Source organism: Xanthomonas pisi DSM 18956 (genome assembly GCF_001010415.1).
Taxonomy (GTDB): domain Bacteria; phylum Pseudomonadota; class Gammaproteobacteria; order Xanthomonadales; family Xanthomonadaceae; genus Xanthomonas; species Xanthomonas pisi.
This window is the reverse complement of sequence record NZ_JPLE01000017.1, coordinates 83,791-98,615: the sequence shown is the minus strand read 5'-3', so window position 1 is coordinate 98,615 and position 14,825 is coordinate 83,791. Positions and strand designations below refer to the sequence as shown.

General features: G+C 63.5%; 13 protein-coding genes and 1 other RNA gene. 6 read left to right on the top strand and 8 right to left on the bottom strand.

Going from position 1 to position 14,825, the window contains the following annotated elements:
- Positions 1–47 precede the first annotated feature (47 nt).
- From Y887_RS05140 to Y887_RS05130, 4 genes are all read right to left on the bottom strand, one after another.
- Positions 48–1,043, bottom strand: coding sequence for a lysylphosphatidylglycerol synthase transmembrane domain-containing protein (locus Y887_RS05140; protein ID WP_046963314.1), 996 nt, complete (start codon positions 1,041–1,043; stop codon positions 48–50).
- 23 nt (positions 1,044–1,066) lie between these two features.
- Positions 1,067–1,142: non-coding RNA, sX9 sRNA (locus Y887_RS18645), on the bottom strand.
- 60 nt (positions 1,143–1,202) lie between these two features.
- A complete protein-coding gene (locus tag Y887_RS05135) occupies positions 1,203–2,147 on the bottom strand; it encodes an electron transfer flavoprotein subunit alpha/FixB family protein (protein ID WP_046963313.1) in 945 nt (314 codons plus the stop codon).
- The gene (locus tag Y887_RS05130) at positions 2,147–2,893 is read right to left on the bottom strand and encodes an electron transfer flavoprotein subunit beta/FixA family protein (protein WP_046963312.1); all 747 of its coding nucleotides are present in this window, start codon (positions 2,891–2,893) and stop codon (positions 2,147–2,149) included. Before Y887_RS05130 ends, Y887_RS05135 begins: the two co-directional genes overlap by 1 nt.
- Before the next feature lie 231 nt (positions 2,894–3,124).
- Here Y887_RS05130 and rfbB point away from each other — a divergent pair, with 231 nt between their 5' ends.
- Genes rfbB through rfbD form a run of 4 tightly spaced genes read left to right on the top strand, consistent with a single transcriptional unit; the run spans position 3,125 to position 6,584 of the window.
- The gene (gene rfbB / locus Y887_RS05125) at positions 3,125–4,180 is read left to right on the top strand and encodes a dTDP-glucose 4,6-dehydratase (protein ID WP_046963311.1); all 1,056 of its coding nucleotides are present in this window, start codon (positions 3,125–3,127) and stop codon (positions 4,178–4,180) included.
- Positions 4,181–4,237: 57 nt separating this feature from the next.
- A complete protein-coding gene (rfbA, locus tag Y887_RS05120; protein WP_046963310.1) occupies positions 4,238–5,125 on the top strand; it encodes a glucose-1-phosphate thymidylyltransferase RfbA in 888 nt (295 codons plus the stop codon).
- The gene (gene rfbC / locus Y887_RS05115; protein ID WP_046963309.1) at positions 5,122–5,679 is read left to right on the top strand and encodes a dTDP-4-dehydrorhamnose 3,5-epimerase; all 558 of its coding nucleotides are present in this window, start codon (positions 5,122–5,124) and stop codon (positions 5,677–5,679) included. Before rfbA ends, rfbC begins: the two co-directional genes overlap by 4 nt.
- Complete coding sequence (gene rfbD, locus Y887_RS05110; protein ID WP_046963308.1) at positions 5,676–6,584, top strand: dTDP-4-dehydrorhamnose reductase; 909 nt, start codon at positions 5,676–5,678, stop codon at positions 6,582–6,584. The genes rfbC and rfbD overlap by 4 nt, the downstream gene beginning before the upstream one ends.
- Before the next feature lie 104 nt (positions 6,585–6,688).
- Here the strand turns inward: rfbD and Y887_RS05105 are convergent, their stop codons facing one another.
- Together Y887_RS05105 and Y887_RS05100 are read right to left on the bottom strand one after the other, a co-directional pair.
- On the bottom strand, positions 6,689–8,092 hold the full coding sequence (locus tag Y887_RS05105) for a mannose-1-phosphate guanylyltransferase/mannose-6-phosphate isomerase (RefSeq protein WP_046963307.1): 1,404 nt from the start codon (positions 8,090–8,092) through the stop codon (positions 6,689–6,691).
- Between the two features lie 49 nt (positions 8,093–8,141).
- Complete coding sequence (locus Y887_RS05100; protein WP_046963306.1) at positions 8,142–9,488, bottom strand: phosphohexomutase domain-containing protein; 1,347 nt, start codon at positions 9,486–9,488, stop codon at positions 8,142–8,144.
- A gap of 133 nt (positions 9,489–9,621) precedes the next feature.
- Between Y887_RS05100 and Y887_RS05095 the strand changes: the two genes are divergently transcribed.
- A complete protein-coding gene (locus Y887_RS05095; RefSeq protein WP_046963384.1) occupies positions 9,622–10,353 on the top strand; it encodes a CoA transferase subunit A in 732 nt (243 codons plus the stop codon).
- Positions 10,353–10,988 (top strand): CoA transferase subunit B, encoded by a 636-nt coding sequence (locus tag Y887_RS05090; protein WP_046963305.1) that lies wholly within the window; start codon positions 10,353–10,355, stop codon positions 10,986–10,988. Before Y887_RS05095 ends, Y887_RS05090 begins: the two co-directional genes overlap by 1 nt.
- Positions 10,989–11,020: 32 nt before the next feature.
- Here Y887_RS05090 and Y887_RS05085 read toward each other — a convergent pair whose 3' ends face one another.
- Together Y887_RS05085 and Y887_RS05080 are read right to left on the bottom strand one after the other, a co-directional pair.
- Entirely contained in the window at positions 11,021–13,108 is a 2,088-nt protein-coding gene (locus Y887_RS05085) for a glycoside hydrolase family 99-like domain-containing protein (RefSeq protein ID WP_046963304.1), read from the bottom strand.
- Complete coding sequence (locus Y887_RS05080) at positions 13,105–14,754, bottom strand: electron transfer flavoprotein-ubiquinone oxidoreductase (protein WP_046963303.1); 1,650 nt, start codon at positions 14,752–14,754, stop codon at positions 13,105–13,107. Before Y887_RS05080 ends, Y887_RS05085 begins: the two co-directional genes overlap by 4 nt.
- Positions 14,755–14,825 lie beyond the last annotated feature (71 nt).

Genomic DNA, 14,825 nt, shown 5'->3' with positions numbered 1-14,825 from the left:
GGCGGACATCGACGGCCTGGCGATCCATTGCGGGGCCGCGATTATACCTAGTCGACTAGGCTTGCCTCGTTTTGTAAGGCAAATTCGGCGATCGACATGGCCACCGCGCCAACTGCGATCGCGTACCAGAGCGTGACCAAGCGCGCGGCGACAGCGACCGCAATTGCGTCTGCGGCGGAGATTCCGAGCCGATCAAGCATCAAAACAATGGCTAGTTCGGTGGTGCCCACACCTCCCGGAACGAAAGACAATGCGCCAATCAGCATCGCCAGTGGGTAGATGCCGAACGCGACAACAGGATCTAGCGGCAAGCCCATGCCTGTGCACAATCCCACGAATACCGCCGACGTTAGCCCCCAAGCGATCGACCCGGCAAGCATGCTTTGCGCGAAGGCTCTAAGGTCCAGGCAGCTGCGTAGTTCCAGCACTGCGGCGAGGCCGAAACGGGTCAGGCGTCGCAACCATGTTCCAGGCAAGTGTTCGCCCAGGGAGGTCAACCGGTCGAGTAGAGCGGGCCAGGCCGCTGCACCGAACAACACGCATACAAAACCCAGTACCACTGCGGCCAGGGCTCCCAGGGTCGGGAACACCGGTGCAGCCAGCAGCGAAAAGGACAGGATCACCAGCAGGTCGGATGCACGCTCGAAGACGAAGACCCCAAGCGTGCGCTCGGGCGGAATGCCCATGCGCGCGAAGTAGCGGATACGCATCAGCTCACCCGCCTTGCCGGGCGTAGCAGTCAGCGCAAAGCCCGCCAGATAGCCAGCCAGACCGTGCAAGAACGGTACTCGATGTCCCTTTCGGCGCAGCAACCAACGCCACCGCCAATATCGGAACAAATAAGTGATGGACACCGGCACGATTGCCAGCGACATCAACTGCCAGACATCGCCTAGCTTGGAGAAGGTACCGTTGCCGTGATCCAGCCACAGCAGTACAGCCACGTACCCCGCACACAGCACAAGCACGAAGGCGGCCAGATAATCCAGACGATGCCGCGGCTTGGCGGCATCGCTGATATTTGGTGGCGAGGGTGGAGCCATTGCAGCCGACAGGACCTTCGAAAGGCTAACGAAATGTCGCGAACAGTCGCCAGGAAGGTTTCGGTAGCGCTCGGTAGCTGGAATGTACGAATCGTACATGCCGCACTGAGCCCGGGCTGCGCCGACCTGGCAACGTCGCTGGAGTTTCGTCAGGTGCTCTTAGCCCAGCGCAGCCTCCAACTCAGGCAGCAGCGTAAACAAATCCCCCACCAACCCGATATCGGCGATCTCGAAGATCGGTGATTCCGGGTCCTTGTTGATCGCCACGATCGTGCCGGCGTCCTTGATGCCGGTCAGGTGCTGGATCGCGCCGCTGATGCCGATCGCCACGTAGAGCTCGGGCGCGATGATCTTGCCGGTCTGTCCGACCTGCAGCTCATTGGGCACGTAGCCGGCATCGACCGCCGCACGCGAAGCACCGACGGCGGCACCGAGTTTGTCGGCCAGGCTGTAGATGTGCTTGAAGTTCTCGGCCGAGCCGACGCCGCGGCCGCCGGAGACCACGCGCTTGGCGCTCTGCAGGTCGGGGCGGTCGGAGTTGCCTGCAGCCAGGCCGATGAAGCGGGTGTGCGTCGGCAGTGCGACATCGATGCTGGCGGGCTCGACCGCTGCGTTTCCGCCGGTAGCCGCTTCCGGCCACGAGGCGCTGCGCACGGTTGCCACCACGACCTGGTCGGCCGGTGCCTTCACGGTGATGATGGCGTTGCCGGCGTAGATCGGGCGCTTGAAGGTATATGCATCTTCGACCGTCATCAGGTCGGAGATCTGGTTGACGCCCAGCAGCGCGGCCACTACCGGCATCAGGTCCTTGCCGAACGTGGTGGAGGGGCCGAAGACATGGGTGTAGCCCTGACCGGCCAGCTGCGCGATCTGGGGCCCGAGCACCTGCGCGACGGCGTGTTCGTTGGCAGCGTTGGTCACCGTCAGCACGCGGGCAACACCCGCCAACTGCGCGGCCTGGGCCGCAACGGCCGCAGGATCGGCCGCCAGCACGACCACGTCGATCGACTCGGGCGACACGGCCAGGCCGGCGCTCAGGGTCTTGGCAGTGGCCGCGTTGAGCTGGCCGTTGAGGTGTTCGGCAACGATGAGAATCTTGGCCATTACAACAACCCCTTCTGCTTGAGTGCGGCCACCAGTTCGGCGGCGTCCTTGACCATCACGCCGCGGCTGCGCTTGGCCGGCGCCGCATAGTGGGTGGTGGTCAGACTGTCGTGCGCGTCCACGCCCAGATCGGCGAAAGCGAGGGTCTCCATCGGCTTGCTCTTGGCCTTCATGATGTCCGGCAGCTTGATGAAGCGCGGCTCGTTCAGGCGCAGATCGGTGGTGATCACCGCCGGCAGGTCCACTTCCAGCGTTTCCAGACCGGCATCCACTTCGCGCGTCACCGTGGCCTTGCCATCGGCAACCACCAGCTTGCCGGCGAAGGTCGCCTGCGGGCGACCCCACAAGGTGGCCAGCATCTGGCCGGTCTGGTTGGCGTCATCGTCGATGGCCTGCTTGCCCAGGATGACCAGATCCGGCTGTTCCTTCTCGACCAGCTTCAGCAGCGCGCGTGCGGCAGTCAGCGGCTGGATGGCCGCATCGGTGACCACGTGGATGGCGCGGTTGGCACCCATCGCCAGGCCGTTGCGCAGGTGCGCGGCGGCATCGGCCGGGGCGAGCGTGGCGACCACCACCTCGGTGGCAGTGCCGGCATCGCGCAGGCGCAACGCCTCTTCGAGGGCGATTTCGTCGAACGGGTTCGGCGACAGCTTGACGCCGTCGGTCACCACGCCGGAGCCATCCGGCTTGACCTGAATGCGGACGTTGTAGTCCACCACGCGCTTGTAGGCGACGAGGATTTTCATCGTGTACGAGATCCTTCAGCTATTGCGGGAAGGCCCGGCCGCGGCGGCAGGCTCGGGAGTGCGCCCATTCTAACCGGGCAGCATCCACCATGCGATGGCGTATGGATGCTGCGGTGCGACATGGGAAGCCATGCGGACTCGCTCGCGCTTAAGCTCGATAATGCCCGGACCGTATATCCTGTGTGGTTTGAAAACGCAGCGCGGTTCGCGCGCGACCAGGAGGGGTAGACAGTGGCGACTTGGCTAGTAACCGGCGGTGCCGGCTTCATCGGCGGCAATTTTGTTCTTGAGGCGGTCTCGCGCGGGATTCGCGTGGTCAATCTCGACGCGCTGACCTACGCAGGAAATCTGAACACGTTGGCATCGCTGCAAGGCAATGCCGATCACGTGTTCATCAAGGGCGATATCGGCGACGGGGCGCTCGTCACCCGGCTGCTGCAGGAGTACCAGCCCGACGCGGTCCTGAACTTCGCAGCCGAAAGCCATGTGGATCGCTCGATCGAAGGCCCCGGTGCCTTCATCCAGACCAATGTGGTCGGCACCCTGGCATTGCTCGAGGCGGTTCGCGATTACTGGAAGGGATTGCCGGACACGCGTCGCGACGCGTTCCGTTTTCTGCACGTCTCTACCGACGAGGTCTACGGCACGCTCGGCGAAACCGGCAAGTTCACCGAAACCACGCCCTATGCGCCCAATTCGCCGTATTCGGCCTCCAAGGCCGCCTCGGACCATCTGGTACGCGCGTTCCACCACACCTATGGTCTGCCGGTGCTGACCACCAATTGCTCGAACAACTACGGCCCGTACCACTTCCCCGAAAAGCTCATCCCGCTGGTCATCGCCAAGGCACTGGCTGGCGAGCCGCTGCCGGTCTACGGCGACGGCAAGCAGGTGCGCGACTGGCTGTTCGTCAGCGATCATTGCGAGGCGATCCGCACGGTGCTGGCCAAGGGCAGGGTCGGTGAGACCTACAACGTGGGCGGCAACTCCGAACGTCAGAACATCGAAGTCGTGCAGGCGATCTGCGCACTGCTGGATCAACATCGTCCGCGCGAAGATGGCAAGCCGCGTGCGAGCCAGATCACCTACGTCACCGATCGCCCGGGGCATGACCGTCGCTATGCGATCGACGCCTCGAAACTGAAGGACGAGCTGGGCTGGGAACCGGCTTATAGCTTCGAGCAAGGCATTGCGCAGACGGTGGAGTGGTATCTCAACCACCAGACATGGGTGCAGGGCGTGCTGGATGGCAGCTATCGGCTGGAACGGATCGGCGCCGCGGCATAACGCGCGCACCTCCCAAGCGCCCATGCACTGCTGTGCGGGCTTCAACAGGACTACCTCATGACACAACGCAAAGGCATCATCCTGGCAGGCGGCTCCGGCACCCGCCTGTATCCGATCACCAAGGGCGTCAGCAAGCAGTTGCTGCCGGTGTACGACAAGCCGATGATCTATTACCCGCTCAGTGTTCTGATGCTGGCGGGCATCCGCGACATCCTGATCATCAATACACCCCATGAGCAGGCACTGTTTCAGTCGCTGCTGGGTGATGGCTCGCAGTGGGGAGTCAACATCCAATATGCCGTGCAACCGAGTCCCGATGGACTGGCGCAGGCGTATCTGATCGGTCGCGATTTCGTCGATGGCAAGCCGAGCTGCCTGGTATTGGGCGACAACATCTTTCATGGGCATGGCCTGACCGAGACCTTGCGCCGCGCCGATGCGCGCGAGCAGGGTGCAACCGTCTTCGGTTACTGGGTCAATGACCCGGAGCGCTACGGCGTTGCCGAATTCGATCAGCACGGCAAGGTCATCGATATTGCCGAAAAGCCCGAAAAACCCCGCTCCAACTATGCGGTCACGGGGTTGTATTTTTATGATGGCAAGGCCAGCGACTATGCGGCTGCGCTGAAGCCATCGCCACGCGGAGAGCTGGAGATCACCGATCTCAATCGCTGCTATCTGGATGCGGGCAACCTGCATCTTGAGCCGCTAGGGCGTGGCTATGCGTGGCTGGATACCGGTACGCATCAGTCGTTGCACGAAGCAGCCAATTTCATCGAGACCATCCAGATGCGGCAAGGTCTGCAGGTGTGTTGCCCTGAAGAAATCGCGTTTGGCCAAGGCTGGATCGATGCCGAGCAACTGGAGCGCCTGGCAGCACCGTTGCGAAAGAACGACTACGGCAAGTATCTGCACGAATTGGCGTTAAGAGGAGTTGTTCCATGAAAGTGATTGAAACCAAGCTGTCTGGCTGCGTGGTGATCGAGCCGGCGGTGTTTGGCGATGAGCGCGGCTATTTTTTCGAGACCTGGAACGCGGAACGTTTTGGCCAACAGGGTTTGCCGACGCGGTTCGTGCAAAGCAACGTGTCGACTTCGGCCAAAGGCGTGCTGCGCGGCTTGCACTACCAGTGGCCGCGGCCGCAGGGCAAGCTGGTCAGCGTGCTCGAAGGGGAGGTTTACGACGTGGCCGTTGACGTACGTCATGGCTCGCCCACCTTTGGCCAGTGGGAGGCAGTGATATTGAGCGCAGAAAACAAAAAGCAATTCTGGATTCCGGAAGGCTTTGCGCACGGTTTTGCGGTGCTGTCAGAGCGTGCGGTCTTCAGTTACCTGTGCACTGACGTCTACGTCAAGGAAGCCGATGCAGGCGTGCGTTGGGACGATGCAGCGATCGGGATCGACTGGCCGATCAGCGACCCGGTGCTTTCCGCCAAGGACGCAGCTGCGCCGTTCCTGTCCGATGTGCCGGTCGAGCGCCTGCCGGTGTTTTCGCCGTGACCATTTTGGTGTTCGGCGCAAACGGGCAGGTCGGCACCGAATTGTTGCGCGCGCTTGCGGCCGATGGCGCGGTAATCGCGACGACACGCAGTGGTCAACTGCCTGATGGCAGCGCTTGCGAAACTGCCGATTTCGACGCGCCAGGCACGTTGACAGGTTTGCTGGACCGCATCCATCCAGCCGCTGTGGTCAATGCTGCCGCCTACACTGCGGTGGACCGTGCCGAGCAGGATCGCGACAGCGCCATGCGTGCAAATGCGCAATCTCCAGGCGTCATCGCGCAATGGTGTGCCGCGCACGATGTGCCATTGGTGCATTACTCCACCGATTACGTCTTCGACGGGCAAGGCACCGCTCCCTATCGAGAAGAGTCGCACACCTCGCCGCTGGGTGTGTATGGCGAAACCAAGCTTGCCGGCGAGCAGGCGATTCGGGCGTCGGGCGCCCAACATCTGATCTTGCGCACTGCCTGGGTGTACGCCTCGCATGGCGCCAATTTCCTGCGCACGATGCTGCGCGTGGGTGCAGAGCGCGACGAACTGCGGGTGGTGGCCGACCAGATCGGTACACCAACGCCTGCTGCCTTGATTGCCGATGTCACCGCGCAGTTGCTGCGTCAGCACAGTCCCGGCACGTCGGGGACCTGGCACCTGACGGCGGCGGGCCAGACCAGTTGGCACGGGTTTGCCGAGGCCATCTTCGATCAGGCCGTCGCGGCGGGCTTGCTCGCGCGCGCGCCGCGTGTCGTGCCGATCACCACAGCGGACTACCCGACGCCAGCAAAACGGCCGGCATACTCGCGGTTGTCGGTCGACAAGCTGCAGAACGATTTCGGCATCGTGTTGCCGCAATGGGAGGCCGGTTTGCAGCAGGTGATTGCCGAGTTGACGGCGGCCAGACGTTGACGGCAGCGCCCGGGTCGCGGTGACGCCACGGATCAGATCCACAACAAAAAACAGCCGGGATTTCCGGCTGTTTTTTGTTCAGAACAGATAGCGCAAGCGGCCGATCAGGCGCGCCCGTAGGTATCTTCGAAACGCACGATGTCGTCTTCGCCCAGGTAGCTGCCGGACTGTACTTCGATCAGCTCCAGCGGCAACTTGCCCGGATTGCGCAGGCGATGGGTCACGCCCAGTGGGATGTAGGTACTCTGGTTTTCGGTCAGCAGCAGGACCTCGTCGCCACGGGTGACTTCGGCGGTTCCGCTCACCACGATCCAGTGTTCGGCGCGATGGTGGTGCATCTGCAGGCTCAGCACCGCACCGGGCTTGACGGTGATGCGCTTGACCTGGTGACGTTGGCCCATGTCGATGGAGTCGTAAGCGCCCCACGGACGATAGACCTTGCGATGCCAGGTGGCCTCGGAACGGCCAGCCGTCTTGATCTGCCCGACCACGTCCTTGACCTCCTGGATGCGATCGCGATGACCGACCAGCACGGCGTCCGGCGTCTCGACGACGACCACGTCTTCCAGGCCGACCATGGCGATCAGGCGCGAGCCGTAGGCGTAGGTGTTGCGGCAGTCGACCTGGATCACGTCGCCATGATGCGCGTTGCCGTGGGCGTCCTGCTCGGACACATCCAGCAGCGACGACCACGAACCGACGTCGTTCCAGCCGGCATCCAATGGGACCACGACCGCATCGGCGGTCTTTTCCATCACCGCGTAGTCGATCGAATCCGACGGGCTGGCCGCGAACGCGTCCTTGTCCAGGCGGGTGAAGTCGGCATCGCGCTTGCCGTTTTCCCAGGCTTTCTGGCAGGCATCAGCAATGGCCGGGTGGAACTTGCGCAGTTCCTCCAGGTAACGCGAGGCACGGAACAGGAACATGCCGCTGTTCCAGTAGTACTCGCCGCTGGCCAGGTAACCCTGCGCGGTCGCCAGGTCGGGCTTCTCGACGAAACGCTCGACGGCGCTGGCGCCAGTGCCGGCACCGGCCTTGATGTAGCCGTAGCCGGTTTCGGGCGCGGTCGGCTTGATGCCGAAGGTGACCAGCTTGCCTTGCTCGGCCGCACCAGCTGCTGCCGTCACTGCGGCCTGGAACGCGGCTTCGTTCTGAATGACGTGATCGGACGGAAGGACCAGAAGCAGCGGGTCGGCGCCGTTGCGCATGGCTTCCAGGGCAGCGACCGCGATCGCCGGGGCGGTATTGCGTCCCTTGGGCTCCAACAAAATGGCAGAGGGCTTCACGCCCAGCTGCTGCAACTGCTCGGCTGCCATGAAGCGATGTTCTTCGTTGGCAACCACGATCGGCGCATGGCCTGCGACCGGAGCCGAGCGCAGCCAGGTCGCCTGCAGCATGCTCTTGTCGCCGACCAGCGGCAGGAACTGCTTGGGATAGGATTCGCGCGACAGCGGCCACAGGCGCGTGCCGGAACCGCCGGACAAAATGATGGGTAGGACGTCGCTCATGGGCGGGGGAAACTCCAAAGTGCGTCTATGGGTGGGAGAGGAGAGTCAATCAACCGCGCAGCAAGTCGGAAATCTCTTGCGTGCGGCTTTCCAGCAGTGCGGCATCGCCGCGCGTTTCCACGTTCAGGCGCAACAGCGGCTCGGTGTTGGAGCTGCGCAGGTTGAAGCGCCACTGGCCGAAATCCGCACTGATGCCGTCGGTGTAGTCCAGCTCGGGCGACAAGTCGGCGTAGTGTTCCATCACGCGGGCGACCGAGGCCTTGGCATCGGCAACCTTGAAGTTGATCTCGCCGCTGCACGGGAACTTCTGCATGCGCGCTTCGACCAGGTCGGCCAGCGAACGACCGGACTGCGACACCAGCTCGGCGATCAGCAGCCACGGGATCATCCCCGAATCGGCGTAGGCGAATTCGCGGAAGTAGTGGTGCGCGCTCATCTCGCCGCCATACACGGCGTTTTCGCTGCGCATCTTTTCCTTGATGAAAGCGTGGCCGCTCTTGCACAGCACAGGGATGCCGCCGGCTTCCTCGACCTGCTCGACCGTGTTCCAGGTCAGGCGCGGGTCGTGCACGACCTTGCCGCCGGGCTGCTTGGCCAAAATGGCCTGCGCCAGCAAACCGACCAGGTAATAGCCTTCGATGAAGCGTCCGGTGTGATCGAAGAAGAAGCAACGGTCGAAATCGCCATCCCATGCGATGCCGAAGTCGGCGCCATGATCCTTGACCGCCTTGGCGGTTGCATCGCGGTTTTCCGGTAGCAGCGGATTGGGAATGCCGTTGGGGAAGTTGCCGTCCGGCTCATGGAACACGCGCACGAATTCGAAGGGAAGATGCGGTGCAAGCAGGTCAACGATCAGGCCCGCGCCGCCATTGCCCGCATTGACGACCAGCTTGAGCGGCTTGAGCGTGCTGCGGTCGACGTAGCTGAGCAGGTGCTCGAGATAGGCGGTCTTGTCGGTGCGGCTCTGCTCGCTTGCGGTGGGCTCGCCGGCTGCAGCGGTATCGGCAGCAACCGTGTCGCGGATCGCGAACAGGCCGGTATCGGAACTGATCGGCCGGGCCTGCTCGCGCACCAGCTTCATGCCGTTGTAGTCCATCGGATTGTGGCTGGCGGTGACCATCACGCCGCCGGCGGCCTTCAGGTAATCGGTCTGGAAATAGACCTCCTCGGTGCCGCACAGGCCGATGTCGATCACCTCGCGGCCGCTGGCACGCAGGCCTGCCGACAGCGCGTCCTGCAAGGCCGGGCTGGCCAGGCGCACGTCGTGGCCCAGGACCACGGGCCCTTGATCCAGCTGCGCCGCCAGTGCCACGCCGATCCGGCGGGCCAAGTCCTCGTTGAGTTCATCCGGCACGCGGCCGCGAATGTCGTAGGCCTTGAAGGCGGGTAGCGTCATGGGCAATTCCTGAGGTGGGGGACACCCGAGTTTAGCGGGTGCGCCGTGTCTTGGGTGTGGCGGAATTGCGACCGGGGACAGGGAACAGTCAGCGGATAGAATGGGCCTTTACATCAGCGAGGCGAGGGCGGTGATGCGCAACGATGGAGAGGGGAAGGCCGGCGGTAAACGCTATGCCGACGCAGCTGCAGCGCTGGATGGCGTGCTGGCCGATGGCCAGACGCTGGCGGTGGGCGGCTTTGGTTTGTGCGGGATTCCCGAGGCCCTGATCGCCGCCGTGCGCGACAGCGGGGTCGGCGGATTGACGGTGATTTCCAACAACGCCGGCGTCGATGGATTCGGGCTTGGCCAACTCCTGGCCACCCGGCAGATCCGCAAGATGATTTCGTCCTACGTGGGCGAAAACAAGGAATTCGAGCGCCAATATCTGGCTGGCGAGCTCGAGCTGGAATTCAATCCGCAGGGCACCCTGGCCGAGCGCCTGCGTGCGGGCGGTGCGGGAATTCCCGCGTTCTATACCGCTACCGGCTACGGCACCATCGTGGCCGAGGGCAAGGAAACCCGGCAATTCGACGGCAAGCACTATGTGCTGGAAACGGCGCTGCATGCCGATGTCGCGCTGGTCAAGGCATGGCGCGCCGATACCGCCGGCAACCTGGTCTTTCGCAAGACCGCGCGCAATTTCAACCCGGCCTGCGCCATGGCCGGCCGCGTCTGCATTGCCGAGGTCGAGGAACTCGTGGAGCTGGGCACGATCGACCCGGACCAGGTGCATCTGCCTGGCATCTACGTCGACCGGCTGGTGCTCAACACCGCACCGGAAAAACGCATCGAACAGCGCACCGTGCGCGAAGGACAGCACTGATGGCCTGGACCCGAGATCAGATGGCCGCACGCGCGGCACGCGAATTGACCGACGGCGCTTACGTCAACCTGGGGATCGGCCTGCCGACGCTGGTGGCCAATCACATCCCCGACGGCGTGGACGTGTGGCTGCAATCGGAAAATGGCCTGCTCGGCATCGGCCCGTTTCCTGCCGAAGACGAAGTGGACGCCGACCTGATCAATGCCGGCAAGCAGACCGTGACCGCGCGCGCCGGTGCCAGTTACTTCGGCAGCCACGACTCGTTCGCGATGATTCGTGGCGGCCACATCGACCTGGCGATCCTCGGTGCGATGCAGGTCACCGACCGCGGCGATCTGGCCAACTGGATGGTGCCCGGCAAGATGGTCAAGGGCATGGGCGGGGCGATGGACCTGGTGGCCGGCGTCAAGCGCGTGGTGGTGCTGATGGAACACGTTGCCAAGGACGGCAGCCACAAGATCCTGCCTGAGTGCGACCTGCCATTGACCGGGGTGGGCGTGGTCGACCGCATCATCACCGACCTGGCCGTGTTCGATGTCACTGCCGATGGGCTGGTCCTGGTGGAAGCGGCCGACGGGGTGGGGCTGGAGGAGTTGCGCGCCAAGACCGGCGTGGGTTTCACCGCGCAGCGATAGGCGAGGCCGATGTCATTGTCCGCAGAGCGCCTTTATGGCGCCCTGCGGGCGTAGCGATAAGGCGTTGCCGAGAGAGGTTTGCTCACTCCCAGAACCTGTTCGATCGTTGTGAGCCGGTGTCCGGACTGGGTCACCGTAACGCCGACAAATCGTTCGATCGCATGTGCCAGGGTTCCGTCAATCTGGCCTTGCTCGCTCTCGAATTCGCTCGGCTGCAGGTGCGCGTCGAGCAAAGGACGCAGCGCCCCGAGTCGGGCCCAGAACATGCTGCCCGACGCAAACTGGCTCTGTTCTGCAACTGCGGCGCTGCCAGTGCGAACGGCCAGGTAATCCAGGGTGTCGGCATTGGCCCCGACAAAGTCGGCGACCGGCAACACATGTTCTGCCGGCGCGACGAGCCCGAGCAACGGATCGGCGGCAAACGCATCCACAATTGCGTCGACGTGGCGTTGCGCTAACAGCGCTGCAAGCATTTCACGTCGCCAGGCGTCGCCGTCGTTGCGGTGAGTCGATTTTTTTGTGTGAAGTTTGACTAACAGTTGTTCGCCTTCGTCGAGCAGTCGATTGGCGACATGCAGAAAGGGAAGAACGTCGCGGCCGCGGTTCTCGAAGCCTTCCACCTCGGCGTGCAGCTCACGTTGCGCCACGCGCTGACGAACCTGCTTGACCAGCGTGGTCTCGGTGGTGATCACAAGTCGCAGCGGCATACCCAGTCGAACGATTGCATCGAGCGTTTCGTCCAGAACGTCCAGATACCAGGCATGCAGGACAACGCAAAATTTATGTTTGCAGGGCGTTGCAGTACATCCGGTCGAAGTCAGCAGGGCCTGCCGTGTAGCCTCCAGCCAGGCATGCCCGAGACGCGTATCGGGTTCGAGCACCGCGCCTTCTGCCCACTCGTTCCAGGCGTTGATAAAGACCATGCGATGCACTGGCGGGGCGTCGGCGAGGCGGTGCTGTACGGTGTGCGACAACCAGTCGCGATATCGACGAGGCGATGCGTGCAGAAAGACGCGTCCCTTTCCCGAGCGACGCGGCTCATTGTCCCAGCCCGGATTGACGCCGGGATAGAGCGTGTAGTCGCGCAACGGGCGCTGTTCCATGTCACGCGCCAGCTCTCGCCAATCCAGTACTTCGCCGTTGAAGTCGAGATTTATCAGGCGCTGCTTGGCGACGACCGACGGGGGGGTACTCATGTTCGGTGGAAATTCGACGGCGGCATCAAAGCCGATATCGCGTGGATCGGGGCGTTCGAACCCCTGCACGTAGGCAAGATGGATGTCGCCGATGCCGTTGTCACGACACCAGGCGCGCCAGCGCGCTGCCGTCTGCGCTGGCTCGGGTAGCAGATGGGGGCGGTAGACGAGCAAGAGTGGACGCCCATCCACACGCAGGTACTTCGGGTTGCGCATGTAGGACGCGACATGTGCGATGAAAGCAAGATCGTCGTCGGCATCGTGCGCCTGATCGATCAGGATATCGTCGCCGCGCCCGTCCCAGCGGCGTGCCCACTTCTCGTTGGCCCAGCAAAGGCAAAAAGGCAGCGTGATCGAGTCATCTTCGTGCCACTGGCGAATCGGCATTTCCAGCAGAGTCTTGCCGGCGAACCAGTAGAAATAAAAGCAAAACGCACCCAGGCCGTATTCCTGCGCCAGCCGCGCTTGCTCACGCAGGATCTGAGGATTTCGGAGGTCGTAAAAGCCCAGGTCGGCGGGCAGCCTGGGTTGCAGGTGACCCTCGAACTGCGGGAGGGCACGGGTGACGTTGCGCCACTCCGTGAATCCTTTGCCCCACCAGGCATCGTTTTCCGGGATGGGATGAAATTGCGGCAAATAGAACGCAACCAGAGTGGCTGGAAGCGTCGCAGGCAAGGTGGCTGGGCGATACCCAACGTGGCCGATCGCAGCTTCATCGCCACGGATGACGGCGCGTCGCGAGGCATCGTAGCCTGCGCATCCTCGCTCAGGCTCCGGCACCCACCCAGAATGTCTGTCCAGAAACCACATGCGCCAACGGTCACGCGTTGCTTCGCTCAGCGGCAATGCACGAAACGCAGCGCGCAGCAGCCCGAATAATTGCGCGCGCGCGCGTGAGCCCACGGAGCGACCAGATGCAGTCACAGGTTCTGGTAGTTCGGCCCCGAACCACCCTCCGGTGTGACCCAGGTGATGATCTCGTAGGGGTCCTTGATGTCGCAGGTCTTGCAGTGCACGCAGTTGGCGGCGTTGATCTGCAGGCGCTTGCCGGAGGGGCTGTTGGTGTCTGCGACCATTTCGTAGACGTTGGCGGGGCAGAAGCGGGTGCAGGGGTTGTCGTATTCCTGCACGCAGCGGGTGGCGCAGATGTCGGTGTCGAGCACCTTCAGGTGCACGGGCTGGTCTTCGTCATGCTCGGTGGCAGCGAAATACACCGCCTGCAGGCGGTCGCGCGGTGCCAGCGCGCGCGTGCCGTAGTCGCGTTTGGGTTGTTCGTAGTCGCCGAGCTTGTGCAGCGCCGACCAGTCCGCCTTGTTCTTCAACGTCCACGGCGAGGCGCCCTTGAGCGCGGTTTCCCAGGCGGCATTGAGCAGGCCGAACCACAGGCCTTTCTTGAAGCCGGGTTTGATGTTGCGCACTTCCTTCAGTTCGGCCATCGCATCGGAGGCGCGCAGCTTTGCGTCGAAACCCTGCGGGGCCAGCTGTGAGTGCACCAGGTGTTCGGCGGCCAGCATGCCGCTGCGGATCGCCTGGTGGGTGCCCTTGATCTTGGGCACGTTGAGCAGGCCGGCGGTGTCGCCGATCAACAGGGCGCCTGGCATTTCGACCTTCGGCAGCGACTGCCAGCCGCCGGTGACGATGGCGCGCGCGCCGGCCGACAGGATGCTGCCGCCTTCCAGCAGCGACTTGATCAGCGTGTGGTTTTTCCATTGCTGGAAGGCTTCCCACGGCTGGTACCTCGGGTCGCTGTAGTCCAGTCCGCTGACGTAGCCGAGGGCGACCTGGTTGTTGTCCAGGTGATACAGAAAGCTGCCGCCGTAGGTGCGATTGTCGGCGGGCCAGCCGATGGTGTGCACGATCTTGCCGGGCGTGACGCGGCCTTCGGGCACCTGCCACAATTCCTTGATGCCAATCGAATAGCCCTGCGGGTCGCTGTCTGCGGTGAGGTCGAAGCGCGTGAGCAGGCGCTTGGTCAGATGCCCGCGCGCGCCTTCGGCCAGCACGGTGACCTTGGCGCGGATATCGATGCCGGCCGTATAGCCGGGCTTGTGCGAGCCATCCTTGGCCACCCCCATGTCGCCGATGCGCACGCCAATCACCTGGCCGCTGTCGTCATGCAGCGTCTCGGCGGCGGCAAAGCCCGGGTAGATTTCCACGCCCAGCGCTTCGGCCTGCGGCGCGAGCCAGGCGCACATCGCGCCCAGGCTGACGATGAAGTTGCCGTGGTTGCGCATGCCTGGCGGCACCACCGGAAACTTGCGCGCGCTGTCCTTGCCGAGGAACCAGAACTCGTCGTCGGTGGCGGCCACGCAGATCGGCGGCGGGTTGTCGCGCCAGCCGGGCAGCAAGGCGTCCAGCGGGCCAGGCTCGATCACCGCGCCGGAGAGGATATGCGCGCCGATGGTGCTGGATTTTTCGATCACGCACACACTCAACTCGGGGTTGAGCTGCTTGAGGCGGATCGCGAACGACAGCCCGGCCGGACCGGCGCCGACGGTGACGACGTCGTATTCCATGACGTCGCGCTCGACCGTCTCTGACGCTTGCGCGCCGATTCCCGCTTCCGACATTGCTCCGCTCCCGTTGGCTCGATGGCTGGCGCGTATTTTCCGGGATTGCATGTGATGGCGGCAAATCGCCT

Bases quoted from the DNA above. Each gene is read 5' to 3' on its own strand.
- Y887_RS05100 (WP_046963306.1), bottom strand. From the start codon at position 9,488: ATGACGCTACCCGCCTTCAAGGCCTACGACATTCGCGGCCGCGTGCCG.
- rfbA (WP_046963310.1), top strand. From the start codon at position 4,238: ATGACACAACGCAAAGGCATCATCCTGGCAGGCGGCTCCGGCACCCGC.
- Y887_RS05090 (WP_046963305.1), top strand. From the start codon at position 10,353: ATGGCCTGGACCCGAGATCAGATGGCCGCACGCGCGGCACGCGAATTG.
- Y887_RS05105 (WP_046963307.1), bottom strand. From the start codon at position 8,092: ATGAGCGACGTCCTACCCATCATTTTGTCCGGCGGTTCCGGCACGCGC.
- Y887_RS05080 (WP_046963303.1), bottom strand. From the start codon at position 14,754: ATGTCGGAAGCGGGAATCGGCGCGCAAGCGTCAGAGACGGTCGAGCGC.
- Y887_RS05095 (WP_046963384.1), top strand. From the start codon at position 9,622: ATGCGCAACGATGGAGAGGGGAAGGCCGGCGGTAAACGCTATGCCGAC.
- Y887_RS05130 (WP_046963312.1), bottom strand. From the start codon at position 2,893: ATGAAAATCCTCGTCGCCTACAAGCGCGTGGTGGACTACAACGTCCGC.
- Y887_RS05140 (WP_046963314.1), bottom strand. From the start codon at position 1,043: ATGGCTCCACCCTCGCCACCAAATATCAGCGATGCCGCCAAGCCGCGG.
- rfbC (WP_046963309.1), top strand. From the start codon at position 5,122: ATGAAAGTGATTGAAACCAAGCTGTCTGGCTGCGTGGTGATCGAGCCG.
- Y887_RS05135 (WP_046963313.1), bottom strand. From the start codon at position 2,147: ATGGCCAAGATTCTCATCGTTGCCGAACACCTCAACGGCCAGCTCAAC.